Here is a 24,013-nt window from a genome sequence, read left to right on the forward strand (position 1 = left end):
AGGGTGGAACGGTGTCAGTCCGCCGGTTCGAGCACGATGTGCCCGATGGCGGTGTTGGAACAGGGAATGTGGTAATGCCGGTTGAGCCGCCTGACCGTCTTGCCCAGCGCGCCGCGCATGATCAGCCACATCACCATCTCGATGCCCTCGCTGCCGGTCTCGCGCAGGTATTCGATGTGGGGGATGTGGCGCACGTCGTCGTTGTCCGCCTCGAGCATGTCGAGGAAGCGGTTGTCCCATTCGCGGTTGAGCAGGCCGGCGCGCGGACCCTGCAGCTGGTGGCTCATCCCGCCGGTACCCCAGATCTGCACCTTGAGGTCCTCGGGGAAGCTGGCCACCGCGCGCGCGATCGCCTCGCCCAGCGCCCAGCAGCGGTTGCCCGAGGGCACCGGATAGGTGACCACGTTGACCGCCAGCGGCACGACCTTGACCGGCCACTTCTCGGGCTGGCCGAACATCATCGACAGCGGCACGGTCAGCCCGTGGTCGACATCCATCTCGTTGATGATGGTCATGTCGAAATCGTCAAGGATCAGGCTCTGGGCAATGTGCCAGGCAAGGTCGGCATGGCCTTCCACGTCGGGCACCGGCCGCGGCCCCCAGCCCTCGTCGGCCGACTTGTAGCGCTCGCCGCAACCGATCGCGAAGGTCGGGATGATATTGGCATCGAAGGCCGAGGCATGGTCGTTGTAGACCAGGATCACCACGTCGGGCTTGGTCTCCGCCTCCCACTGGCGCGTCCACTCGTAGCCCTGGAAGATCGGGCCGAAGTAGTCGTCCTGCCACTTGCCCTGATCGACCGCGACACCCAGCAGGGGCACGTGGCTCGAGCCCACGCCGGCAACGATCTTGGCCATCTCAGTAGTTCCCTTTGATCGAGCGGTTGCCCTCGGGCGAACGGCCGCCCCGCATCATCATCTCGCGGTATTCCGGAAAGGTCATGTCGGTCATGGTCGAGACCGCCTCGGCAAAGCTGATCCCGTCGGTGGAGAACAGCTTGGAGAGGAAATAAACGTTTCCGCCCAGATCGAGCAGGCGATTGTAATCGCGGGCAAGGACGGCCTCTTTGGCCTCCTCGGAGATCGACCATTCATCGAGGTAGGCGCGCTCGTCGGCCTTGAAGCGATCGCGGTTGGCGGGCTTCATCAGGCTCATCGCGAACTGGTTGATCCAGTACCCCTTGCGCGCCCGCGCCGCGGTGAAGACCCGCGTGCCCGGGATATCGTCGAACTCGGCGAGATAGGCGTGGATGTCTTGGCGGGGATCGCTCACAGGCCCCTCTCCTTCAGCTTGGCGTCCAGACGCGGGAAGACGCGGCGGGCATTGCCCTCGAAGATCGCGTGCCGCTCGGCCTCGGTGATGTCGAGCGCGTCGATGTAGCGCTTGGTGTCGTCGAAGTAGAAGCCGGTGGTCGGGTCGATCCCGCGCACCGCGCCGACCATCTCGCTGCCGAACAGGATGTTCTTGTTGTCGATCACGTCGGCCAGCAGGTCGATCCCGGGCTGGTGGTAGACGCAGGTATCGAAGAACACGTTGTTCATCAGGTGGGTCTGCAGGTCGGGCTTCTTCAGCATGTCGGCCAGCCCGCGGTAGCGGCCCCAGTGATAGGGCACCGCCCCGCCGCCGTGCGGGATGATGAAGCGCAGGGTCGGGAAACGGCTGAACAGATCGCCTTCCAGCAGCTGCATGAAGGCGATCGTGTCGGCCGCGATGTAGTAGCCCCCGGTCGCATGCATCGCCGGGTTGCAGCTGCCCGAGACGTGGATCATCGCGGGCACGTCAAGCTCGCACATCGCCTCGTAGAACGGGAACCAGAACGGGTCGGTCAGCGGCGGGTGCCTGAAGTGCCCGCCGCCCGGATCGGGGTTGAGGTTGCAGCCGATGAAGCCGAGCTGCTCGACGCAGCGCTTCAGCTCGGCGATCGAGCTGGTCATGTCGGCCTCGGGCGACTGCGGCAGCATGCAGACCCCGGCGAAGGTTTCGGGATAGAGCCCGACCACCCGGGCGATCAGGTCGTTGCAGACCTGCGCCCACGTCACCGCGACGCTCTGGTCGCCGACGTGCGGGGCCATGGCGCTGGCCCGGGGCGAGAAGATCGTCATGTCGGCGCCGCGCTCCTTGAGCAGGCGCAGCTGGTTGGCCTCGATCGTCTCGCGGATCACGTCGTCGGAGATCTCGGGATAGGGCGGACAGGGCGTCCCCGCCTTGAACGCCGCCTTCTGGGCCTCGCGCCATTCGTCGTGGGCCTTGGGCAGCACGGTGTAGTGGCCATGGCAGTCGATGATCAGGCTCACGCCCTCGCTCCCTTCGTGGTTCTTGCGCTGCCCGGCAGCAGCAGGTCGGTCCGTCCGGCCATTTCGGCCTGGCGCCGCACGGTGCCCTCGGTCATGGCCGGCGCGATGCCGAGTTCGCGCAGCGTGCGCGCGGATTCGGCCATCTCGGCCGCGCGCCGCGCGCCGTGGGTGACCATCCGCTCGATGTTGTAGGCCGCGCGGTCCTGCCACGGCTGCGCCTTGTCGCTGGCGTCAAGCGAGGCGAGCACCTCGTCGGCGACCCCGGCGGCCGCGGCGGCCTGCATCATCTCGGCGGTCAGCGCCTCGATCCCCTTGACCATGACCGAGCGGATCATCTTGATCGCGCTGGCCCGGCCGATCTCCGCGCCGACCACCCGGATCCGGGTGAAGCCGGCCGCCGCCAGCGCTGCCGCGGCCGCGTCCGCCGCCTCGCCGGCGAGCAGCAGCGGCACCGCCAGCCGCGCCGGATCGACCGGCGCGAGCACGGCCACGTCGACATAGCGCCCCCCCGCCGCCGTGACCGCGGCCGCTGCGGCGCGCTTGGTCCCGGGGGCCACCGAATTCATGTCGCACCACAGCGCCCCGGGAGCCAGCGCCGGGGCATAGGCCGTGGCGGCAGGGAGGGCCTGATCGGCGGTGACCAGCGACAGCACGAGCGGGGCCGCAGCCAGGGCCTCTTCGGCCGAGCCGGCCGGCGTCAGCCCGGCGGCGGCAGCCGCGGCGCGGCGCTCGGCCGCCAGGTCCCAGGCCCGCGCCGCCGGGCCCCAGCCGGCGGAGCCGGCAAAGGTCGCACCGGCTTCGCCGAAGCCGATCAGGGCAAGGGTGGACTGCATCGGCCTGACTTGTCCGCTGCCCCGCCCGTCCGCAAATCGAAAACCGCGGCGCCCCATAAGCTCAGGCTATTTGACTATCGAAGTGGTCGATCCTGCGGCGGATCGGCGGCCCGGGATGGCGGGATTGATCCAGGTCAAGGAAACCGGCGCGGACTGCGGCACCCTTGCAGCACAAACGCATGGGAGCCGCCGATGCCCGATACCCTCACCGCCCCTCCGCCCACCGCGTCGATCCCCGGCACGGTGCTGTTCGACGGCTCGGCCGCGCAGAAGGGCTATCAGCTCAACGCAATGTGCTTCTCCTTCAACGAGCGCGCAAACCGCGAGGCCTTCGCCGCCGACGAGGACGCCTACTGCGCCCGCTTCTCGCTCACCCCGGCCCAGCGTAAGGCCGTCGCCGAGCGCGACGTGCTCGGCATGATCGCGGCCGGGGGCAACATCTACTACCTCGCCAAGCTGGCCGGCATCCTCGGGCTGGGCGTGCAGGATATCGGCGCCTTGCAGACCGGCCTCCCGGTCGAGGGGTTCAAGGCCATGCTGCTCGCCCAGGGGCGCGGGCAGTCTTATGAACAATCGGTCGCGGAGGCCCGTCATGGCTGAGCTCGTCGGCGCCTACTTCACCAGCCACGTCCCCGGGATCGGCGGCGCGATCCACCGCGGCGACCAGGAGACGCCCTACTGGAAGCCGTTCTTCGACGGCTTCCCGCCGGTCCGCGAATGGCTCGAGGCGATGCGCCCCGACGTCGCCGTGGTGTTCTCGAACGACCACGGGCTGAACTTCTTCCTCGACAAGATGCCGACCTTCGCGGTCGGTGCGGCGGCCGAATACCGCAATGCCGACGAAGGCTGGGGCCTGCCGCTCTACAAGTCCTTCGCCGGACACCCGGCGCTGAGCTGGCACGTGATCGAACAGCTGGTCGCGGACGAGTTCGACCCGGTGACCTGCCAGGCGATGCTGGTCGATCATGCCATCTCGATCCCCTTCGAGCTGGCCTATCCCGATGCGGCGGAGTGGCCGGTCAGGCTGGTCCCGATCGGGATCAACACGGTGCAGCACCCCCTGCCCTCGGCCCGGCGCTGCCTGGCGCTCGGCCGCTCGGTCCACCGCGCCCTGGCCAGCTGGCCCGGCAACGAGCGGATCGTGGTGATCGGGACCGGCGGCCTGTCGCACCAGCTCGATGGCGAACGCGCGGGGTTCATGAACCCCGACTACGACCGCTTCTGCCTCGATAACCTCGCCGCCGACCCCGATGCCCTGACCCGCCATTCGATCGAGGAGATCGTCCGGCTGGCCGGAACGCAGGGGGTGGAAGTGCTCAACTGGATCGCCGCCCGGGGGGCACTTGGCCCGGCGGCGGTCGAGATCCACCGCAACTACCACCTGCCGATCTCGAACACGGCGGCGGCGACGCTGGTGCTCGAACCGGTCTGAGGAGGGCGTGACCGGCGGGACGGGTCAGGCGCTAGCCCGCCACCGCGCGCAGATCGTCGAGGAACTCGGCCTGGACCGCGGTGGGCCGCCAGGAGGCGCGGGTGGTCATGCCGATCGTCCGGCCATGGCCGGGCGGCGCCTCGCCCAGCGTGACCAGCCAGCCCGCCTCGAGCTCGACCGCGACCTGATCGGGCGAGAGCAGGGTGAGCAGGTCGCTGTCGATCAGCAGTTGCCGGATGGTCATTACCGAGCCCGATTCGATCGGCACCGGCGGCGGCGCCAGTCCGGCCGCGCGGAACAGCTGCGCCCAGCTCTCGCGCAGCGGCGCGCCATCGCCGGCGATGACCCAGGAAAAGGCCGCCAGCCGCGCCAGATCCGGGGTCGTGCCCTCAAGCGGATGCCCCTTGCGCGCGATGATCGCGGGCCGATCGTGGAACAGCGGCTCCTGCGCCAGGTCGGGCTCGAGCAGGGGCTCGCGCAGCGCGCCGACCATCAGGTCGATCGCGCCGTTGCGCAGCGGCTCGACCAGCTCGCTGCGGGATCCTTCCACAATCGAGATCCGCACCAGCGGATGGCGCCGCAGGAACCGCGCCACGGCCGCGGGCAGCACCTTGGCGCGCGACAGCGGCATGGCGCCGACCACGATCCGGCGGGTCTCGTGCCCGTTCAGCGCGGCGATCTCGGCCAGCCCGGCCTCGAGCTCGACCCGGGCCAGGCGGAAGGCGCGGGCCAGTGCCGCGCCGGCCTCGGTCAGGACCACGCTCTTGCCGCGCCGGTCGACCAGCTTGCGGCGCAGCGACAGTGCGAGATCGCCGATCGCCCGGTGCAGCGAGGGCAGCGACAGCCCGGTGCGCAGGGCGGCCGCGTTATAGCTGCCATGGTCGGCCAGCGCGAGCAGCGCCCGCATCCGCGACATCGTCACATGCGGGCCGGGAATGTGCACCTGGGCCGCGCGCACGCGCGGAATCAGGAGATCGGCGGCGGGGGTCGGCACCATCCCGTCGTGCCGGCGTTCGAACAGCGGCAGGCCCAGCTCGGCCTCGATCCGGGCGAGCGCCTGGGTCAGCGCCGGCTGGGTCAGGTTGACCGCCTGGGCAGCGGCGCTCATCGTGCCGAGATCGGCGATGCGCGCCAGCGCCGCGAGGTGCCGCAGGTTGAGTTCCCAGAGGTCCATCGGTCCTACGCTTAGCAAAAACTAATCGCCGCGCCAGTGTTCCACCTTCCCCGTGCCCGGCGGGGCGACCATGGTACCGCCTGCCAGACCACCAGCGGAGAGACCCAGGCATGAGCGGGATCGTAGTCCAGTCCATCGAACGCGCACCGATCGAGGTGATCGACGCGCTCGCCGCCTGCGGCGTCGCCACCGTGCACGAGGCGCAGGGCCGCACCGGCCTGCTCGCCTCCTACATGCGGCCGATCTACACCGGCGCGCGCGTGGCCGGGTCGGCCGTGACGATCAGCGCCCCGCCGGGCGACAACTGGATGGTCCATGTCGCGATCGAACAGCTCCAGCCCGGCGACATCCTGCTGCTCGCCCCGACCAGCCCGTGCGAGGACGGCTACTTCGGCGATCTGCTCGCCACCAGCGCCCAGGCCCGCGGCTGCCGCGGGCTGGTGATCGACGCCGGGGTGCGCGACGTGCGCGACCTGACCGAGATGCAGTTCCCGGTCTGGTCCAAGGCGGTCTATGCCCAGGGCACGGTCAAGAACACGCTCGGCAGCGTCAACGTGCCGGTGGTCTGCGCCAATGCCCTGGTGAACCCCGGCGACGTGATCGTGGCCGACGATGACGGCGTCTGCGTGGTCCCGCGCGCCCAGGCCGAGGCCGTCCTGAAGGCGGCCCAGGCCCGCGAGGCCAACGAGGGCGAGAAGCGCGCCCGCCTCGCTGCCGGCGAACTGGGGCTCGACATGTACAAGATGCGCGAGCGGCTGGCCGAGATGGGGCTGAAGTATGTGTAGGGGAGCGGCCGCTGTCCGTTCCCCATCCCCGTTCGCGTCGAGCGTAGTCGAGACGCCGCGCGCAACGTGTCTCGACGACGCTCGACCCGAACGGAGCTAGGATGACCGGTTTTTCCGCCCCCTGCATGTGGATGCGCGGTGGCACGTCGAAGGGCGGCTACTTCCTGCGGGATGACCTGCCCGCCGATCCCGCCGTGCGCGATGCCTTCCTGCTGCGGGTAATGGGCAGCCCCGACCCCCGCCAGATCGATGGCATGGGCGGCGCCGATCCGCTGACCAGCAAGGTTGCCGTGGTCAGCAAGTCCGCCCGCCCTGGGATCGACGTCGATTATCTGTTCCTGCAGGTCTTCGTCGATCAGGCGATCGTCACCGACGCGCAGAACTGCGGCAACATCCTCGCGGGCGTCGGCCCCTTCGCGATCGAGCGCGGGCTGGTTGCGGCCACCGGGGACGAAACGCGCGTGGCGATCTTCATGGAGAACACCGGCCAGGTCGCGGTCGCCACGGTGCGGACGCCCGGCGGCGTGGTGAGCTATGCCGGCGAGGCCGCGATCGATGGCGTACCCGGCACCCACGCGCCGATCCCCACCGAGTTCCGCGATACCGCCGGCTCGTCGTGCGGGGCGCTGCTGCCCAGCGGCAACGCGGTCGACGTGGTCAACGGCGTGCCCGTCACCCTGATCGACAACGGCATGCCCTGCGTGGTGATGAAGGCGGCCGACGTGGGCATCACCGGCTATGAGGACCGCGACTGGCTGGATGCCAATACCGGGCTCAAGGCCACGATCGAGGCGATCCGGCTGGCCGTGGGCGAACGGATGAACCTGGGCGACGTGCGCGAGAAGTCCGTGCCCAAGATGATGCTGGTCGCCCCGCCCCGCGCCGGCGGTGCGGTCTGCGTGCGTTCGTTCATTCCGCACCGCGCCCATGCCACGATCGGCGTGCTCGGCGCGGTCTCGGTGGCCACCGCCTGCCTGATCCCGGGCTCGCCCGCGGCGGAGGTGGCGGTCGTGCCCGAGGGACCGCGCAAGACGCTGTCGGTCGAACACCCCACCGGCGAGATGAGCTGCGTGCTGGAGGTCGATGACGCTGGCGCGGTGGTCAGCGCCGCCCTGCTGCGCACCGCGCGCAAGCTGATGGACGGGGTGGTGTTCGGCTGATGCCTCTGCCTAACCTTCGACAAGCTCAGGCTGAGCGGGTCGGGGTCGATAAACTGAACGAGACCCGCTCGGGCTGAGCTTGTCAAAGCCCGCGCACAACGGGAGCCCCCATGACCGACCGCATCACCTCCTGGCACGCCAGCCCGAGCAAGCCCACCTTCACCCCGCCCCCGGGCGCGGTCGACGCGCACTGCCACGTGTTCGGGCCGATGGCGCAGTTCCCGTTCAGCGCCAAGGCCAAGTACCTGCCCGAGGATGCCGGGCCGGACATGCTGTTCGCGCTGCGCGATCACCTGGGCTTTGCCCGCAACGTGATCGTCCAGGCCAGCTGCCATGGCACCGACAATGCCGCGACGCTCGATGCCATCGCCAGGTCCAATGGTCTGGCCCGCGGGGTCGCCGTGGTCGATCCGGCGATCAGCGAAACCGAACTGGCCGCGCTCCATGCGGGGGGGATCCGCGGCATCCGCTTCAACTTCCTCAAGCGGCTGGTTGACGATGCGCCCAAGGACAAGTTCCTCGAGGTCGCCAGCCGCCTGCCCGCCGGCTGGCACGTGGTGATCTATTTCGAGGCCGATATCCTGGACGAGCTGCGCCCGTTCATGGACGCGATCCCGGTGCCGCTGGTGATCGACCACATGGGCCGCCCTGACGTGCGCCAGGGCCCCGACGGACCCGACATGACAGCCTTCCGCGCCCTGCTGAACAGCCGCCCGGATATCTGGTTCAAGGCCACCTGCCCCGACCGGCTCGACGCGATCAAGGAGGGCGGCGCGGGCGATCCGTGGGACGCCTTCGCCAGCGCCGTGGCGCCGCTGGTCGCCGACTATCCCGACCGCTGCCTGTGGGGCACCGACTGGCCGCACCCCAACATGGACACCGAGATCCCCGACGACGGGCACCTGGTCGACATGATCCCCCGCATCGCGCCCACGGCCGAGCTGCAGCGCAAGCTGCTGGTCGACAATCCGATGCGGCTGTACTGGGCGGATTGAGGGGGACTGGGGGGCGGCCGATGATTTGGCCGGGTAAGGGCTCATGTTCGGATTTCTGAGGACTCCGGCACATCCGGCTTGACGGGAATCAGCGGTGACCAAACATCCCCTGTTTGGTCATCCTGAACTCGTTTCAGGATCCATTCCACGCCAGGCGTGAAGCCCGCCGCGGCAAGGCGGCATGGGTCACGCTTGAGATCGAAAACCGTTCCCAAGGCCCGATGGATCCTGAAACAAGTTCAGGATGACCAAGAGGTCTCGGGGGCAGAATAGCCATCATCGCGCCGCACCATGGCAGCCCGCCGCAGCGCCCCGCTGCGCCAGCCAGACTTTCCTACCTGGCCAAGCCCTGCCACACTCCGCGCGGCTCTTTGCGTCGTGAGACTTTGGCAGCGCTCTTCTGCGACTTTGCAGTGCGCATACGGGTGAACTTGGAGAAGTTCGTGGAAATCACGTCGCCCTAAACCGGCAGTCCCACATAGTTCTCCGCGATCCCCTGCTGCGCCGCGCGGCTGGTGGCGATGTAGTCCAGCTCGGCCACCTGCATGCGGCGCTCGAACGGGCCGTCCTCGGGGAAGCGGTGCATCAGCTTGGTCAACGACCAGCTGAACCGCTCGGACTTCCACACCCGGGCCAGCGCCTTGTCGGAATAGCCCGCCACGGCATCGGCATCGTGGCGCTTGAACCAGCCCACCAGCGCCTCGGCGGCATAGTGCACGTCGCTGGCGGCGAGGTTCAGGCCCTTGGCCCCGGTCGGCGGGACGATGTGCGCGGCATCGCCGCACAGCAGCAGGCTGCCGTGGCGCATCGGTTCGAACACGAAGGAGCGCAGCGGGGCGATCGACTTCTCGATCGAGGGGCCGCGCGTCATGTTCGCCGCCGCCTCGGGGCCGAGGCGCACCGCCAGCTCGTCCCAGATCCGCGCGTCGGACCAGTCCTCGACCTTCTCGGTCAGCGGCACGTCGACGTAGTAGCGGCTGCGGGTGTGGCTGCGCATCGAGGCGAGCGCGAAGCCGCGCTCGTGGTTGGCATAGATCAGCTCGTCGTGGCACGGCGGCACGTCCGCCAGAATGCCGAGCCAGCCGAACGGATAGACCCGCTCGAAGCTGCGCCCCACGGTGGCAGGGATCGCCTGGCGCGATGGGCCGTGGTAGCCGTCGCAGCCGACGATGAAGCGGGCGCTGACCTCGTGGTTGGTGCCGTCCTTGGTGTAGGTGACGCGCGGCGTGTCGCCCTCGATATCGTGGAGCGCCACGTCGGCTGCCTCCCACACCACCTCGAGCCCGCGCTCCGGCGCGGCGTCCATCAGGTCGCGCTGGATCTCGGTCTGGCCGTAAACCACCACGGTCTGGCCGGTCAGATCCTGCACGTCGATGCGGATCAGCCGTTCGCCATCGGCCAGGTTGAAGCCCGCCTCGACCAGCCCCTCGCGCCGCAGCCGGGCATCGAGCCCGAGCCGCGCCATGATCCCGACGGTGACCTGTTCGAGCACCCCGGCGCGGATCCGCGACAGCACATAGTCGGGCGCCTGCCGTTCGATGACCAGGCAATCGATCCCCTCGGCGCGGAGGAGATGACCGAGCATCAATCCGGCGGGGCCGGCGCCGATAATGGCAACCTGCGTTTTCACTGTGGCGTCTCCCATGTCCTCTTGACGCCTGCTTGACACGGCGGGCCTTCGGGAGGAAGGCATGCACCCGTCATTCGTTGGTACTTTCCGGACATCCACCATGCCTGCAAAAGCGATCCCAGCCTATGCCCTCTATGGCGAATCCGGCCCGGCTGAGGCCGATGATTTCGTGCATATCGAGACGATCGAGGCGCGCAGTTCCCTTCACGACTGGGAAATCGCCCCGCATCGGCACCATCGCTCGGCGCAGGTACTAATCGTTGCCTCGGGGCATGTCGCGGTGGCGCTCGACGGGCGCAGTCTGGACCTTGCCGGGCCGTGCCATGTCACCATTCCGGTCGGGGCGGTGCACGGCTTCCGTTTCGCGCCGGCGACCCACGGCTGGGTGCTGACGCTGGGCCAGGCCTTCCGCGCCCGCACCGCCGGGCCGCGCGATCCGCTCGGCCGGCTGCTCGCCGAGGGCGGAGCCGGGGCCCTGCCGGACGAGGCCGCCGCGCGGATCGCGCTGCTGGCGGGCGAGCTGCTGGCGCTGGGGCAGGATCTGCCCGATCGCGGGCTGGTCCATGCCCTGGCCGAGGCCCTGCTGCGCTCGCTGCCGCCCGCCCCGGCCCCGCCCACCGCCGAGGACCGGCGGCTCAGCCGGTTCCGCGAGCTGGTCGAGACCCACCTTGCCGGTCATCGCCCGGTGGAATTCTATGCCGCGGCGCTGGGCATGACCCCGCGCACGCTCCACCGGCTGTGCCTGCGCCAGCTCGGCTGCACCCCGCTCGAGGCGATCCATCGCCGCCTCGCCGCCGAGGCGCAGCGGCTGCTGCGCTACACCAATGCCAGCGTGACGCAGGTCGCGGGGGAACTGGGCTTCGCCGACACGTCGTACTTCTCGCGCTTCTACCTGCGCATGACCGGCCGGCGCCCGACCGCCGAACGCAGCGCGCCCGGTTAGGGTCGGTTGCGGGGGAACCCGAGCAAAGGCTAGACCGCGTTGGCCCGGGCGATGCGGCCCAGCACCGCGGCGCTGGGCTTGGGGGTGCGGACGAAGGTCTGCCGGTCGACGCTGGCCAGGCCGAACTTGGGCTTGAAGCCCGAGATCCACTCGAAGTTGTCGATCAGCGACCAGTGGCAATAGCCCAGCACCGGCACGCCCTCGGCCATCGCCTGGCGCAGATCGCGCAGCGCCGCGGGGATGAACGTGGCACGCACGCTATCGTCCGGGGTGCCGACCCCGTGCTCGGACACCAGCACCGGAACCCCGGTGGCGGCATGGGCATAGCGCACGGCGCCGGCCAGCGAGGGGGCATACACCTCGGCCCCGCTCCAGTTCAGCGTCGCGCCCGGTGGCGGCGGCAGGCGCCCCTCGCTGCCCCACACCGCCCGCTCGTAGTTCTGCACCCCGATGAAGTCGTCCGACCGCGCCGCGGCGAGCCAGTCGCCATAGAGCTCGCCGCGCATGCGGTCGCGGACCGCGACGTCGCCGGCGGCCTGATCGTCGAACATCGCCAGCGACACGCCCACCGGGAGCCGCGGCGCCACGGCCTTGATCGCTGCCCTGGCAGCGCGGTGCCCGGCCAGCATGCCGCGCTGCAGTTCGGGCAGGTCGGACAGCGCCGCGACGTTGCCGCAGACGAAGCGGGGCACGCCCAGCCGCCGTGCGGCGGTCTCGGTGGTCAGCCGCTGGATGTCCCACACCGGCGGGGGCAACAGCGACTTGAGCAGGATCAGGATGTTGGGCTCGTTCAGGGTGATTGCGGCGTGGATGCGATCCCCGATCGCGCGGGTTACGCGCTCGGCAAAACGGCCGAACAGGTCGGCGCTCTCGGGACTGGTCCAGCCGCCCTGCGCGCTGAACCACAGCGGCGCGCTGAAGTGGCTATAGGTGACCACCGGGGTCAGGCCGCGGGCCAGACAGCCGTCCACCATCGCCCGGTAGTGATCGAGCATGGCCTGCGAGAACGCGCCCTTGACCGGCTCGATCCGGGCCCATTCGACCCCGAAGCGATAGGTGTTGAGCCCGATCGCCCGGGCCAGGTCGAGATCGCGCTCCCACAGCAGGAAGCTGTTGGCGGCATCGCCGGACGGCTCGGCGAAGATCGTCGGCTGCTGGTGTTCGAGATACCACAGGTCCGAGGTGGTGTTGTTGCCCTCGATCTGGTGCGGGGCCGTCGCCGCGCCCCACAGGAACCCCTTGGGAAAGGCCGCCCGGCCCGGCTTCGGGGCAGCGCCCAGGGCTGGCGTGGCGGCCAGAGCGGCGCTGGCGGCAAGTAGCTGACGGCGATCGATCATCGGGGGTTCTCCGGAGTGGGGGACCTGGCGGCCGGGGGGCTCAGGCGCAGCACTGCGCGACAAAGCCGGCCACCTCTTCGGCGAGGCGGCGGTCCGCCGTGCCAAGGTGCATGGCCATGGTGTAGTGGTTGTGGCCACTGGCGAAGTGGGTCCGCGGCAGGCTGCCATGGCGGTCCAGCCGGGCCTGCATCAGGCCAAGGAACTCGGCCTGGAAGCGCGGCGGGTCGAACTCGGCACAGGCCAGCAGCAGCGGCAGCGCGGTGGCCTCGACCGCGGCGCGCGGCATGCGCGCGGGATAGAGCTCGGCCGCGCCGTAATAGAGCAGGTCGCGCGGATCGGGCGGGGTGTAGCCATAGAGCCCGGAGAGCAGCACCAGCCCGCGCACGGCCAGATCGGGCCGCAGCTGCATCGCCGCGGCGGCATGCACCGCCCCGGCCGAGGTACCGAGCACCACGATCCGCCGCGCATCGCCGCCCCATTCGGCGGCGTGGGCGGCCAGCCAGTCGAGCGCGGCCAGCACGTCCTCGCCGCCCGCCGGCCAGACATGCTCGGGCGCCAGCCGGTAGTTCATCACCGCCCCCAGCCAGCCCTGCTCGGCGGCCCAGCGCCCGACCGCCGCATTGGGCCAGCCATCCGCCGCCTTGTCACCCTTGAGGAAGCCTCCGCCGTGGACGAACAGCACCACCGGGACAGGATCGCCGCGTCTGTCCCCGCCATAGAGATCGAGGCGGTGGCGCGGATCGGACCCGTAGGCGCAGTCCGCCGACCGCACCGGCACGCGGGCAGCCAGAGGCTCCTGCTCGGGAGCGTAGAGCGCACGGCACCGCTCGAGCACGTCCGGGCCAAGACCCCGGCCCAGTTGCCGAATGGCCTCAGCGTGGCTGTGCGACGTCATCGTTCAGCCCCCCGGGATGGGGGTCTGGCGTCGCTCGTACGGCGGCAGCCGACATCATAGCTCGCGAGGTCCCGCGCAAGATCAAGCGGCCCGGAATACGACTGGCGCACCCCCGCCCGCAGATTGGCAGCCGAGTCCACCAGGGCTCCGGGCACGGCGAAATGCGTAAGCACGAGATGCCGCACGCCCGCAGCCTGCGCCATCGAGCCAACGTCGGCCGGCTTGAGGTGATGGGCCGAAAGATGCTGCTCCATCTGGTCCATCATCTGCGGGGAAGCATCAGGGCGATGCTGTCGGATGTCGCTGACGATCCGCTCCAGGTCGATGACCTCGCTCACCAGCATATCGGTCTCGCGGGCCAGCGACGCGACGGCTGGACTCGGGCCGGTATCACCGGTGTACGTGATTGACCGCGCTCCGAGCGAAAAGCGCAGGCTCAGCGACTGCGGCGGATCGGCCTCGACCGGACCGGGATGGTCGAAGTGGCTGTTCGCCGCGACATCGACCTTGAGCCCGCCAAGGGTCAGCGCGCTCCCGCCGCGCAACTCAATCACCGCGACCGACGCAGCCGGTGGCCGGTCCGCCTGACCCAGTCCGAAGCCGACCCGCGCCTGAGGTTCGAGCGCCGCGACGATGCCATCGACCATTGCCCGGGTTCCGGGCGGGCCATAGATCGTCAGGACGCCGGGAAACTGGTTCATCCAGCGCAGACCGATCACGGCCGAGAGCCCGCCCGTGTGATCGTGATGATGGTGGCTGATGAAGACACCGCGGATCGAGCCCAGATTCAACCCAGCTCGCGCAAGCTGGTTAGCGGCCCCGTCACCACTGTCGACGAGATAGTATCCACCATCGGCCTCGAGGAGATTGGCAGGTTGGGCCCGCTCGGGCGTCGCGACAGGACCACCGGCGGTGCCGAGTGTGGTCCAGCGCAAGGCCGGACAAGCGGGGTTCCCCTCCGTCATCGCGGGAGGCGTGATACTGCGGGCAGCGACAATCGGCACAGAAGCCCCCGACAGCCCCAGCAACACCGGAATTCCGATCAGCGCTCGGCCCAGTCGCCGCGTCATGCCGGCCACCCGCCTCAGGCTTCGTCGACGATCGGGTTGGCCAGCGTGCCAACCACGCCGATCGACACCTCAACCCGGTCCCCCGCCTTCATGTAGAGCGGCGGCGTGCGCTTGTCGCCGACCCCGCCGGGGGTGCCGGTGGCGATCACGTCGCCCGGGGCGAGCTCGGTGAAGGTCGAGCAGTATTCGATCAGGTAGGGAATGTCCCAGATCAGGTCGCTGATCGGCTGATCCTGCACCAGTTGGCCGTTGAGCCGGGTCTGGACCCGCTGGCTGGCCAGGTCGGGCACCGCATCGGGGGTGACCAGGGTGGGACCGAAGCCCCCGGTGCCGGGAAAGTTCTTGCCCGGGGTGAACTGGATGTTGTGGCGCTGCCAATCGCGCACCGATCCGTCGTTGAACACGGCATAGCCGGCGACATGGGCCATGGCGTCGGCCCGGGCAATGCGACGCCCGCCCTTGCCGATCACCACGGCCAGTTCGCCCTCGTAATCGAAGCGCACGCTCTCGCGCGGGCGCACCAGCGGCGCGCCATCGGCCACCAGCGTATCCGCCCAGCGGGTGAACACGGCCGGATGGTCCTTCTGGTCGCGGCCGGTCTCGGCCACATGGGTGGCATAGTTGAGGCCGATGCACAGGATCTTGCCGGGATCGGGCACCACCGGCAGCAGCCGGACGGCGCTGCGGGCGAAGGTGCCGGTCACGGCCAGCGCGCCGAGATCGCCGCCGAGCGCGTCGCGCAGCCGAGCCGGCGCGCCGGGCACGCCCAGATCGTACACGGTCTCGCCGTCGAGCCGGCCGAAGCTGGCGGTGCCATCGGGGCGGACGAAGCTGATGTAATGGGTCATGGTTCTGGTCTCCCTGCCCTTCGCTGCCCGGAGCGGATCCGTCAGGCCGGCCAGCGCCACCGCGCCGGCCACGAAGGTGCGTCTGTCAAAGGTCAAGCGGGCTCGGCGGCAAGCGGGACCGGCTCCCACTCGCGCCGGAAGCGGAAGCGCTCCTCGGCCACGCGCAGCCCGGCGAAGTCCTTGTCCGAAACGCCCCACTGGTCGATCCGGTGCTCGGGCCAGGTCCAGTCATCGGGTTCGCCGGTGCGGTAGTCGGCCGGGACCTTCTCCACCGCGGTGGAGTACTCGATCACCGGGCCGAACGGCGCGATGTAGTAGGCATAGACGTTGTCGCCAGGACCGTGCCGCCCCGGCCCCCAGGCCGGCTGGAAGCCATGGTCGCGCATCCAGCCGATGCCGCGCATCACCGCGTCAAGATCGTCCATCTCGAAGGCGATGTGGTTGAGACTGGCGAAACCGGCGCGGGCGAAGGCGGTGGAATGGTGGCTGTCGTTGCAGCGCACGAAGACCATGCCGCGGGTCCGGTCCGAGACGCGGAAGCCCAGCACCTCCTCGACCGCGTGGCCGCTGGCCTCGGCATCGGCCGAATTGAAGACCACGTGGGTCAGCTTGACCGGCATGACCCGCTTGCTCGCCTTGCTGTAGCCGGCGATCGGCGCGGTGTTGGAGGTTTCCTCGAGGAAACGCAGCAATTCGCCCTCGGGCAGTTCGACCTCGATGCCGTGCCCGCCGCCGGGATCCTGCGAGACGACCGGACGGGCCGGCCAGCCCTGCGCCGCCACGCGGGTCTTCAGCCCGGCCAGCTCGTCACCCTCGCAGACGAAGGTGGTCGAGCGGACGAATTCGTCCCCCGGCTGGAAACTGACAAGATAGGGAAACACGCCCGAGCCGCGCAGATAGTGGGTCGAGCCGCGGACCTCGGCGGAGACCAGCCCCCAGATGTCGACCATGAAGGCCGCGGCGGCAGCCGGATCGGGCAGCGACAGTTCGATGCTGCGCAGCTTCATGCCGCCTGCTCCCCCAGCCCGGCGGCACGGATCCCGGCCAGCGCGCAGTCCTCGTCACAATCCCCGGTATCGCCGCTCACCCCCACGGCCCCGATCACCGCGCCTGCGGCGTCACGCACCAGCACGCCGCCCGGCGAATAGGCGATCCGGCCGCCGAGGGTCACGGCAACGGCCTGGAAGAACGCGGCGTTGTTGGCGGCGCGCTGGGCCAGGACGCGGGTGTCGGCGCCCATGCCGAGCGCGCCGGTGGCCTTGGCCGTGGCGATCTCGTGACGGAAGAAGGTGGCGCCGTCCTCGCGCGCCAGCGCCACCGGATGGGCGCCGGCATCGAGCACCACGATCGCGAGCGGCTGGGCCGCCCGGCTCCGCGCCGCGGCCAGCGCCCCGACGATAATCGCTTGGGCCTGGGCCAGTGTCAGGGTGGTCATGCTGCCATCTCCGCAGGTTGGGTCAGCGCCGCGGCGCGGGCGGCGAGCAGCTCGCCGGGCGCGCCCGTGCCGAACACGTAATGATCGGGCCGGACCAGCACCGCGGCCACATTGCGCTCGGCCAGCCAGGTCCGCACGGCCCCGCCATCAGGCAGGTCATCGGCCGTGAAAAGGCCAACCCCCGCCGCGACCGGTCCGTCCGGCAGGGTTGAGGCGAACAGACGCCAGCCCTGTCCGGTCAGATCGTCGAGCCGGCGGCCATCGGCCAGCAGCGGCTGGATGAAGCGCTCGCCCGCGCCCGGACCACCCGGCAGGACCACCCCGCGGGCGATCGCCGGGATCAGGTCCGCAGCGGTCTCGCCGGCGCGCTCGGCAGCGCGGGCGCGGATCTCGGCATCGCGCGCGGCCGCCTTGGCCGGGTCGAGCTCGCAGATGTAGCGGCCCGCCGCCACTGCCGCGCCGATCACCCCGCGCACGTGCGGATCGCGTTCGGGCTGGTAGGTTTCGAGCAGGCTGGCCGGAGCGCCCTCGCGCACCACCGCAGCAAGCTTCCAGGCCAGGTTCGCCGCATCGCGAAAGCCATGGCACATGCCCTGCCCGAAGAACGGCGGGGTCTGGTGCGCGGCATCACCCGCGAGGAACACCCGCCCGACCTGCCACTGCTCGGCGACGAGGCCATGGAACCGGTAGGTGGCGGCGCGGACGATGCGGTGGGGTACGTCCTTCATCCAGGCGCCGACCAGCTCGCCGACCTTGGCCGGCTGCATCATCTCGGCGTCATCCTCGTGCGGCAGCAGCATGAATTCCCAGCGGCGGTGATTGCCGCGTCCGGGGACCACCGTGGCGGGCCGCGCCGGATCGCACATCATCACCGACAGGCGCTGCAGATCGGCGCCCGCAGGGACGCCGGTGAGCGGTGGGAAGGACACCGGCCCCTCAACCTCGGCGTCGACCACCAGCCAGGGCTCCTCGAACTGCAGGTCGTCGAGCGCCACGCCGAGCGCCTTGCGCACCGGGCTGCGCGAACCGTCGGCAGCGATCAGCCAGCGCCCCGCCGCGGTGCGGGGCGCACCATCGACCAGATAGTGCACCGTGACGGTCTCGCCGTCCTGCTCGAGCGCGGCGAACTCGGCACCGAGTTCCAGGGCCACCGTGTCAAGTCCGGCCATCCCCGCGCGCAGATGCGTTTCGAGTTCAGGCTGGTAGAAGAACCAGTCGTTGGCCCAGCCGAACGGCTTGGGCTTGCCGACCGTCCCCATGTAGCGGATCACGCCATGATCGGCGCCGATGTGCAGATGGCCGTCCGCCGCGATCATGTCAGGCAAGACCCGGTCGATCACCCCTGCTCCCTGGAACAGCCGCATCATCTCGTGATCGAGGTGCACCGCGCGCGGCAGCGGGTAATGCTCCAGCTCCTTCTCGAGGACCAGCACGGACAGGCCTTCGCGGCCCAGCAGATTGGCTGCGAGCGCGCCGACCGGACCGCATCCGACAATCACGACATCGTAGACCATCTCAGGCCGCCACCGCCTCGGGCGCCTTGTACAGCGCGCCATCCTTCATGATCATCGCGAGCCGCTCCTTGTCCTGGAGGATCGCGACATCGGTGGTGGGATCGCCATCGACCAGCAGCAGGTCGGCCAGCCAACCCTCGCGCACCAGCCCGACCTCGAGCCCCATCAGCTCACCGCCCAGCCGGGTCGCCGCAACCAGCGCTTCGACCGGGGTATAGCCGAAATGCTCGACGAAGATCTGCAGGTCGCGCGCATTGCGGCCGATCGGGTTGAAGGGAAAGCCATAGTCGCCACCGATGCAGATGCGCACTCCGCGGGCCTTGAGCGCGGGGACAAGCTTCGCCTCGAGCGCCATGCGCTCGGCGGCGCTGGCCTTCATCGCGCTCATGTCGATATGCGGCGGCGGGCTGGCCTCGAGCGCGGCGATCGAAACCCCGGGCGACGGCGCGTAGAACGTGGCATCCTTGGCCGCCACCATCGCATCGGCTGCCGCAGCATCGGCATAGGAAGCGTGGTAGATGATCCGGGCGCCGGCATTCAGCGCCAGTTCGATCGCCTTGGGGTAATAGGCGTGGCAGGCGATCCACAGCCCCAGCTCGCGCGCGGCCCGGCCGGCCTCAGCCATCTCCTCGTCGGTGTAGAGCACGTGCTGCGCGGTGCCGGGCTTGAGCGCGTCCTCGCCCGAGACCACCAGCTTGACCGAACCGATCCCCTGCGCCTGGCAATAGTCCATGAAGGCCCGCATCGCCGCCGGTCCACGGCCGTTGAACACGTCGCCGGTGTCGACACCCTCGGCGCCCTCGGGGCTGCGCTCGAGCGTCGAAGGAACCAGCCGCGGCCCGGGCGTCTCGCCGGCGGCGATGGCGCGGGCCAACTCGGGCTCGATACCGTCGCCAAGGGCTCCGGCCGAATAGGCGCTGGTGAAGCCGTGGTCGAGCAGGACCCGGGCATTGCGCCAGGCGGCAACCTTGAGCTCGTCAGGCGGCAGGATGAACTGGTGGTAGATCTTCTCGACCGAGGAGCCCCAGGTGAGATGGGCATGGGCCTCGACCAGCCCCGGCATCAGCGTGCGGCCGGCGGCGTCGATCTCGGCGTCGGCTGTCACCTCGGCCAAAGCATCGCTGCCATAGGCGACCCGGGCGATACGGTGCCCCTCGACCAGCACGGCCCCCGCCCGCAGCGGGGCCCCGGTCCCGTCAAAGATCATGGCGTTGCGGATCACGCGGCGCATTTCGGCTCTCCTCTACCCGGCCCTGCCTTGGCCTGGCCCCTGCTCTGCGCAATTTTGATCGAAAAGAAAAATATGGTCTTTCTATGCGAGCATAGCGGAACACTATGGATCGATCGCCAGTTCGGCCAGGAGCCGGCGCGCGAGCGCCGACAGGGTGCGCCCCCCGTGGCGCCGCACGCCGATGCTGCGCGGCATGCCCGCATCGTCGAGCACGATCGCGCGCAGCACGCCCACCGACAGTTCGGCCGAGGCGACCTCGCGCGGGAGGATGGTGACCCGCGATCCCATGCGGACGATCGCCTTGGTGGTGAGCAGCGAATCGCAGCGCACCACGTTGCGCGGGCTGGGCAGACCGCTGGCGAGGAACAGGGCATCGACCTGGCGACGGAACGCGCCCTGCGCCTCGGGCAGGACCCAGTGCAGGTCGATCGCGTCGCGCAGCGCCATCCGCTCGGGCAGGTGATCCTGCGCCGGCCCGACGATCAGCGCAAAGGGATCGCGCGAAAAGGTCGTCTCGATCAGACCCTCGGCGGGTTCGTCGATCTCGGTGGTGACGAAGGCCAGTTCGATGTCGCCTGCCAGCAGCATGGCATTGAGCGCGGCGTCGGCCCGTTCGATGACATTGAGCGAGAGCGCCAGCCCGGCCTCGTCAAGCGCCGTGAGCACGCGCGGCAGCAGGCTGACCAGCGCGCCCGGCGTACCCCCCACCCGCAACGGCCCCATGATCCCGGTGCGGGCGCTGTCGACCTCGGCCTCGGCATCGCGCAACAGATGGAACAGCGCCTCGGCACGCAGGCGGAGCGCCTCGCCCTCGGTGGTCAGCACGATCCCGCTGCGCGAGCGTTCGAACAGGCGCACGCCCAGCCGGGCCTCGAGCGCGGCGATCGCACTCGACACCGAGGGCTGCGAGAGGTTGAGCGCCCGCGCCGCGCCACTGATCGTGCCGGCCTCGCAGACCCGATGAAACGTCAGCAGCGCGCGGGGATCGATCATCGGGTCGTTATTGCGGCCTTGGCGGGTTCAAGCAACCGCACCGGCCCGATCAGGCCGGCTGGCCGCAGCGGCGCGTCGGCACGGTAAGTCGGCATGGCCGTCCAGGTCAGCGGCTTGGCCCCCGGCTGCGCATCGCCGACCAGCCGGTTGACCCAGGTGTTGGCAACCTCGATCTCCAGCCGGTTGACCCCGCTGCGGACGGCAGCCGCGATATCGAGCCGGTAGGGCGCATGCCAGGCCGTGCCGACCTCGACACCGTTGACCCGCACCCGCGCCAGATCGCCCACCGCGCCCAGATCCAGCCACAGCGGCGTCCCGGCGCGCCGCCCGCGCGGCAGGGAGAAGTTGCGGGTATAGGTCGCCACCCCGGAGAAGTACTTCACCCCGGGATCGGCATGGGTGTCGAGCGCGGCGAGCCTCGGGAGCGCAATGGTCGCGGGGGCGCCGCGGCCAGGCTGGAAGGCCACCGTCCAGCCCTCGTCCAGCGCGGCGAGCGGCTGCTCGGTGACGGCCGGCAGGGCCACGGCATCGCGCCGGGCGGGGTCGCGGAACACGACGAAGACCGCCTCCTCGCCGCGCAGGCTGAGCGGGACGATCGTCTCGCCGCCGACGATCCGGTAGCTTAGCGGCTCGCGCGCGCCGGTTTCGGCGTGCCACAGTTCGGGCACCCGCCCGGTGACGCGGAAGCGGGCCTCGATCGTCTCGGCGGCCTCGCCCTGGTTGACCAGGAAATAGACATGGCCATCGCCCTCGCGCCGGTGGACGAAGGGGATGGCCGCCGCTGCACTGCCCCCGGTGAAGCTGAAGTCCGCTGCCAGGCCGATCTCCCGCAGCGCCGCTTCGGCATCACGGGTGGCGAGGACCTGGCCCTTCCCGACGGCGGTCCGGCCCGATCCGCCAGCAGGCCAGAGCCGGGCGACGAGCGCGGCGAAGGCGGCATCGTCCCCGGCGCGGCTCGGGTCGGCGACCGGCGGCAGACCAATCACCGTCGCGCCGCCCTCGACCAGCGCGGCCAGCCGTTGCAGCGCGGCCAGCGTCATGTAGCGACTGGTCCCGCCCAGATAGAGCGCGCGGTACCGGGCGCCCGAGGGGGCCACCAGATCGGCGCCGTCGTTGCCCAGCAGCCCGGTCAGCGCATCGAAGTTGACGAAGTCATAGGCATAGGCCCGCGGCGCATCGGCCACCGGGCGATCGCCGTAGAGCCCGGTCAGCGGGGCTTCCTCGCCATGGAAATAGGCCAGATCGGCATGGTTGCGGCCCCACTGCAGCAGCAGCGACGAGCGGGCGATATAGTCGACCCACGGCCTCGCCAGCTCGGCCCAGCTTTCCTGCCGGTTGAAGTGCTGGCCGAAGATGAACAGCGACAGGCCGGGCTGCTTGTCGTCCACCGGGACGTGAACCGAGGTGTGGATCACCGGGCGGTTCACCCCGGTAACGAACTCGAGATCGATGAAACGCTTGAGGTCCTTGGGCGCGAAGGCCCAAGGCGCCATCGCCGCGGTCATGGATTCGGCGGCCACCAGGTTCTGGCCATACAGATGGGCGACCGAAGCGGCGCCCTTCATGTCGGCAATCAGCGTCTGGCGCGGACCCTCGGCGCGGTCGAAGGTCCACAGCGCGGCCATCGGCACGTCGGCGTGGCGGCGCATCGCCATGTCGTCGCCCAGCATCGGCCGATGGTCCTCGAGCGCCTCGCCATAGACGATCAGCCCGTTCTCGTGCGCCACCTGGGCGACCGTGCCGTAATGCTCGCTGGCCAGCAGGTCGGCCAGGGTCCGGCGATAGTCGTAGAGGAAGCGGTCGGTCTCTGCCCGCGAGCCGATCAGCGTGCCGGTCAGCGCCGGCAGCCAGGGACGCGGATCATAGCCGCGCAGTTTGCGGAACTGCTCGATCAGGCGCGGCGTCCAGTTGGCCTCGCCCACCTCGATCGAGTCGGTCAGCAGCGCGCGCACGCCGCGCTGGCCGATCAGCTCGGGCCCGGCGGCATCACGGTACATGCCGAGATAGTGCTCCAGATACCCACGCACCGCCGCGCCGTCGTACTTGTCCACCTCCAGCCCGGTCGCCTCGGGCGTGGCCGGATGGTTGGTCGTGCCGAGGAGCGAATAGCCCAGCCGCAGCACGCGCCAGACCTGCCCGGCAGGCAGGGCCGGCGCAGTCCAGTCGAGGCTACCGTCGGGGCGCAGCCGGTCCGAAAGGTCGACCACACGGCCCGGGGCCACGCCGCCGGCGTCATCGGCCGGGGCCGGCAGGGCGTAGTAGTCGGGGCTCATCGCGAAGCCGGCCTTGGTCTCGTAGCGGTCGACCAGCGGCGCCGTGCCGAGACGGAAGGTGCCGACCACGGTGGGACGTGCAGCCAGCGCCCCGCTGACGATCGTCTCCATTGGCGGCATGGCCACGCCCGGGGCGGGCGCGCCGAGCCCCGGGCGCGGGGCGCCCGGCCGCAGCACGATCCGGAACCGGGTGGCGGTCACGGCCGGGAAGCTCACCGTCGTCGGTACCGCACTGAGCGGCATTTCGGCGACGGGGCGCCAGGCCTCGCCGGTCTCGCTGGCCTCCAGCACCGCGCTGTAGCGGGCCCCGGCAAAGGGGACGATCGCATCGGGCAGGAACAGCGTGGCCGCGCGCACGGCGATCGGCCGGGCATAGGACAGTTGCACGCCGAGCGGCTCGCCAGCGGCGGTGGCGGCAAGGGTGACGCCCTCGCCCGTCCGGCCATCGGCCAGCGCCGCGGCCTCGAGCGGCTGTCCGCGGAGGTCGCTGGCGGTCACCGCCGGAAGCGCGGCAGCCGGCGTGACCGGAAAGGCAAGGACCGCAACCTCGCCGTAATGGGCCGGGCCGTCGGGCGCGGCATGGCCCGAGAGCAGCTCCTCGATCGAGGGCGACTGGCGGACGTCCTGGAACGGGCCTGCCCGGCGCGGCGGGGCGGCGAGCGGCGCGGATAGGCGCTGGCCCGGCGCCAGCTCCGCCGCGCTCCACACCAGCTTCTTGAGCCCATCCTGCGGCTGCACCCAAGGACCGCCGGTCTCCGACCAACCCGGCGAAGCGGCGATGGCCAGCTCCAGCCCGAGCCGATCGGCTTCGGATGCCGCATAGCGGAAGGCATCCTTCCACTCGGGGGTCATGTAGACCAGCCGCCGGTCGACGATCTGCGGGGTCTGGAGATTGGCATCAAAGGTCTGCAACCCGCCGATCCCGACCCGCTTCATCCAGGCAAGATCCTTGGCGATCCCGTCCTTGGTGACATTGCCGTTCATCCAGTGCCACCAGACCCGTGGCCGCGCGGCGACGGGCGGATCCCGAAACTGGGCCTCGAGCAGCGCGCCCTGACCTTCGGTTGAGGATGCGGCTGCCGGTTTGTCGGGTTCTGCCAGGGCCGCCATTGGCACCGTCAGGCAGGCGCTGCCGAACAGCCACGCTGCCAGCCTAGACTTGTTCATTGCC

The 24,013-nt window shown here is 70.1% G+C and carries 22 protein-coding genes; 6 read left to right on the forward strand and 16 right to left on the reverse strand.

Annotated features, from left to right (window positions below; translation table 11 throughout):
• Nucleotides 1-14 precede the first annotated feature (14 nt).
• From H7F53_RS06625 to H7F53_RS06640, 4 genes are read right to left on the reverse strand one after another with little or no spacing between them, the layout of a single operon-like run.
• Complete coding sequence (locus H7F53_RS06625) at nt 15-857, reverse strand: class III extradiol dioxygenase subunit beta (RefSeq protein ID WP_185678703.1); 843 nt, start codon at nt 855-857, stop codon at nt 15-17.
• 1 nt (nt 858) lies between these two features.
• Nucleotides 859-1,272, reverse strand: coding sequence for a protocatechuate 4,5-dioxygenase subunit alpha (gene ligA / locus H7F53_RS06630; RefSeq protein ID WP_185678704.1), 414 nt, complete (start codon nt 1,270-1,272; stop codon nt 859-861).
• Nucleotides 1,269-2,294: an amidohydrolase family protein gene (locus H7F53_RS06635; protein ID WP_185678705.1), complete on the reverse strand. Its 1,026-nt coding sequence runs from the start codon at nt 2,292-2,294 to the stop codon at nt 1,269-1,271. Before H7F53_RS06635 ends, ligA begins: the two co-directional genes overlap by 4 nt.
• Nucleotides 2,291-3,127 (reverse strand): DUF1932 domain-containing protein, encoded by an 837-nt coding sequence (locus H7F53_RS06640; RefSeq protein WP_185678706.1) that lies wholly within the window; start codon nt 3,125-3,127, stop codon nt 2,291-2,293. Before H7F53_RS06640 ends, H7F53_RS06635 begins: the two co-directional genes overlap by 4 nt.
• 192 nt (nt 3,128-3,319) lie before the next feature.
• Here H7F53_RS06640 and H7F53_RS06645 point away from each other — a divergent pair, with 192 nt between their 5' ends.
• On the forward strand, nt 3,320-3,727 hold the full coding sequence (locus H7F53_RS06645) for a protocatechuate 4,5-dioxygenase subunit alpha (protein ID WP_185678707.1): 408 nt from the start codon (nt 3,320-3,322) through the stop codon (nt 3,725-3,727).
• Nucleotides 3,720-4,559, forward strand: a complete 840-nt coding sequence (locus H7F53_RS06650; RefSeq protein ID WP_185678708.1) for a class III extradiol dioxygenase family protein — start codon at nt 3,720-3,722, stop codon at nt 4,557-4,559. The genes H7F53_RS06645 and H7F53_RS06650 overlap by 8 nt, the downstream gene beginning before the upstream one ends.
• A gap of 31 nt (nt 4,560-4,590) precedes the next feature.
• Here H7F53_RS06650 and H7F53_RS06655 read toward each other — a convergent pair whose 3' ends face one another.
• Nucleotides 4,591-5,733: a LysR family transcriptional regulator gene (locus tag H7F53_RS06655; RefSeq protein WP_185678709.1), complete on the reverse strand. Its 1,143-nt coding sequence runs from the start codon at nt 5,731-5,733 to the stop codon at nt 4,591-4,593.
• 110 nt (nt 5,734-5,843) lie between these two features.
• Between H7F53_RS06655 and ligK the strand changes: the two genes are divergently transcribed.
• The 3 genes from ligK to H7F53_RS06670 all read left to right on the forward strand — a co-directional run bounded on the left by ligK (nt 5,844) and on the right by H7F53_RS06670 (nt 8,673).
• A complete protein-coding gene (gene ligK, locus H7F53_RS06660) occupies nt 5,844-6,518 on the forward strand; it encodes a 4-carboxy-4-hydroxy-2-oxoadipate aldolase/oxaloacetate decarboxylase (protein ID WP_185678710.1) in 675 nt (224 codons plus the stop codon).
• 101 nt (nt 6,519-6,619) lie between these two features.
• Complete coding sequence (locus H7F53_RS06665) at nt 6,620-7,678, forward strand: 4-oxalomesaconate tautomerase (RefSeq protein ID WP_185678711.1); 1,059 nt, start codon at nt 6,620-6,622, stop codon at nt 7,676-7,678.
• 110 nt (nt 7,679-7,788) lie between these two features.
• Nucleotides 7,789-8,673 (forward strand): amidohydrolase family protein, encoded by an 885-nt coding sequence (locus H7F53_RS06670; protein ID WP_185678712.1) that lies wholly within the window; start codon nt 7,789-7,791, stop codon nt 8,671-8,673.
• Between the two features lie 460 nt (nt 8,674-9,133).
• On the opposite strand, the gene pobA is transcribed toward H7F53_RS06670, so the two are convergent.
• Entirely contained in the window at nt 9,134-10,303 is a 1,170-nt protein-coding gene (pobA, locus tag H7F53_RS06675) for a 4-hydroxybenzoate 3-monooxygenase (protein ID WP_185678713.1), read from the reverse strand.
• Nucleotides 10,304-10,403: 100 nt separating this feature from the next.
• Between pobA and H7F53_RS06680 the strand changes: the two genes are divergently transcribed.
• Nucleotides 10,404-11,246 (forward strand): helix-turn-helix domain-containing protein, encoded by an 843-nt coding sequence (locus tag H7F53_RS06680; RefSeq protein ID WP_185678714.1) that lies wholly within the window; start codon nt 10,404-10,406, stop codon nt 11,244-11,246.
• Nucleotides 11,247-11,275: 29 nt separating this feature from the next.
• On the opposite strand, the gene H7F53_RS06685 is transcribed toward H7F53_RS06680, so the two are convergent.
• From H7F53_RS06685 to H7F53_RS06730, 10 genes are all read right to left on the reverse strand, one after another.
• The gene (locus H7F53_RS06685) at nt 11,276-12,583 is read right to left on the reverse strand and encodes a family 1 glycosylhydrolase (RefSeq protein WP_185678715.1); all 1,308 of its coding nucleotides are present in this window, start codon (nt 12,581-12,583) and stop codon (nt 11,276-11,278) included.
• A 40-nt stretch (nt 12,584-12,623) separates the two neighbouring features.
• Nucleotides 12,624-13,478: an alpha/beta hydrolase gene (locus H7F53_RS06690; protein WP_185678716.1), complete on the reverse strand. Its 855-nt coding sequence runs from the start codon at nt 13,476-13,478 to the stop codon at nt 12,624-12,626.
• A complete protein-coding gene (locus H7F53_RS06695) occupies nt 13,475-14,548 on the reverse strand; it encodes an MBL fold metallo-hydrolase (RefSeq protein WP_185678717.1) in 1,074 nt (357 codons plus the stop codon). The genes H7F53_RS06690 and H7F53_RS06695 overlap by 4 nt, the downstream gene beginning before the upstream one ends.
• A gap of 14 nt (nt 14,549-14,562) precedes the next feature.
• On the reverse strand, nt 14,563-15,396 hold the full coding sequence (locus H7F53_RS06700; RefSeq protein ID WP_185678718.1) for a fumarylacetoacetate hydrolase family protein: 834 nt from the start codon (nt 15,394-15,396) through the stop codon (nt 14,563-14,565).
• 92 nt (nt 15,397-15,488) lie between these two features.
• Nucleotides 15,489-16,403, reverse strand: a complete 915-nt coding sequence (locus H7F53_RS06705; RefSeq protein WP_185678719.1) for a VOC family protein — start codon at nt 16,401-16,403, stop codon at nt 15,489-15,491.
• On the reverse strand, nt 16,400-16,831 hold the full coding sequence (locus H7F53_RS06710) for a GlcG/HbpS family heme-binding protein (RefSeq protein ID WP_185678720.1): 432 nt from the start codon (nt 16,829-16,831) through the stop codon (nt 16,400-16,402). The genes H7F53_RS06705 and H7F53_RS06710 overlap by 4 nt, the downstream gene beginning before the upstream one ends.
• The gene (locus H7F53_RS06715) at nt 16,828-18,345 is read right to left on the reverse strand and encodes a bifunctional 3-(3-hydroxy-phenyl)propionate/3-hydroxycinnamic acid hydroxylase (RefSeq protein ID WP_185678721.1); all 1,518 of its coding nucleotides are present in this window, start codon (nt 18,343-18,345) and stop codon (nt 16,828-16,830) included. Before H7F53_RS06715 ends, H7F53_RS06710 begins: the two co-directional genes overlap by 4 nt.
• Before the next feature lies 1 nt (nt 18,346).
• The gene (locus tag H7F53_RS06720) at nt 18,347-19,576 is read right to left on the reverse strand and encodes an amidohydrolase family protein (protein ID WP_185678722.1); all 1,230 of its coding nucleotides are present in this window, start codon (nt 19,574-19,576) and stop codon (nt 18,347-18,349) included.
• A gap of 102 nt (nt 19,577-19,678) precedes the next feature.
• Nucleotides 19,679-20,569 carry a LysR family transcriptional regulator gene (locus H7F53_RS06725; RefSeq protein ID WP_185678723.1) on the reverse strand — a complete coding sequence of 297 codons (891 nt, stop codon included), beginning with the start codon at nt 20,567-20,569 and terminating at the stop codon, nt 19,679-19,681.
• On the reverse strand, nt 20,566-24,009 hold the full coding sequence (locus tag H7F53_RS06730) for a glycosyl hydrolase (RefSeq protein WP_185678724.1): 3,444 nt from the start codon (nt 24,007-24,009) through the stop codon (nt 20,566-20,568). Before H7F53_RS06730 ends, H7F53_RS06725 begins: the two co-directional genes overlap by 4 nt.
• Between the last annotated feature and the right edge of the window lie 4 nt (nt 24,010-24,013).

This window comes from Novosphingobium piscinae (genome assembly GCF_014230355.1).
In the GTDB taxonomy this organism is placed as follows: Bacteria; Pseudomonadota; Alphaproteobacteria; order Sphingomonadales; family Sphingomonadaceae; genus Novosphingobium; species Novosphingobium piscinae.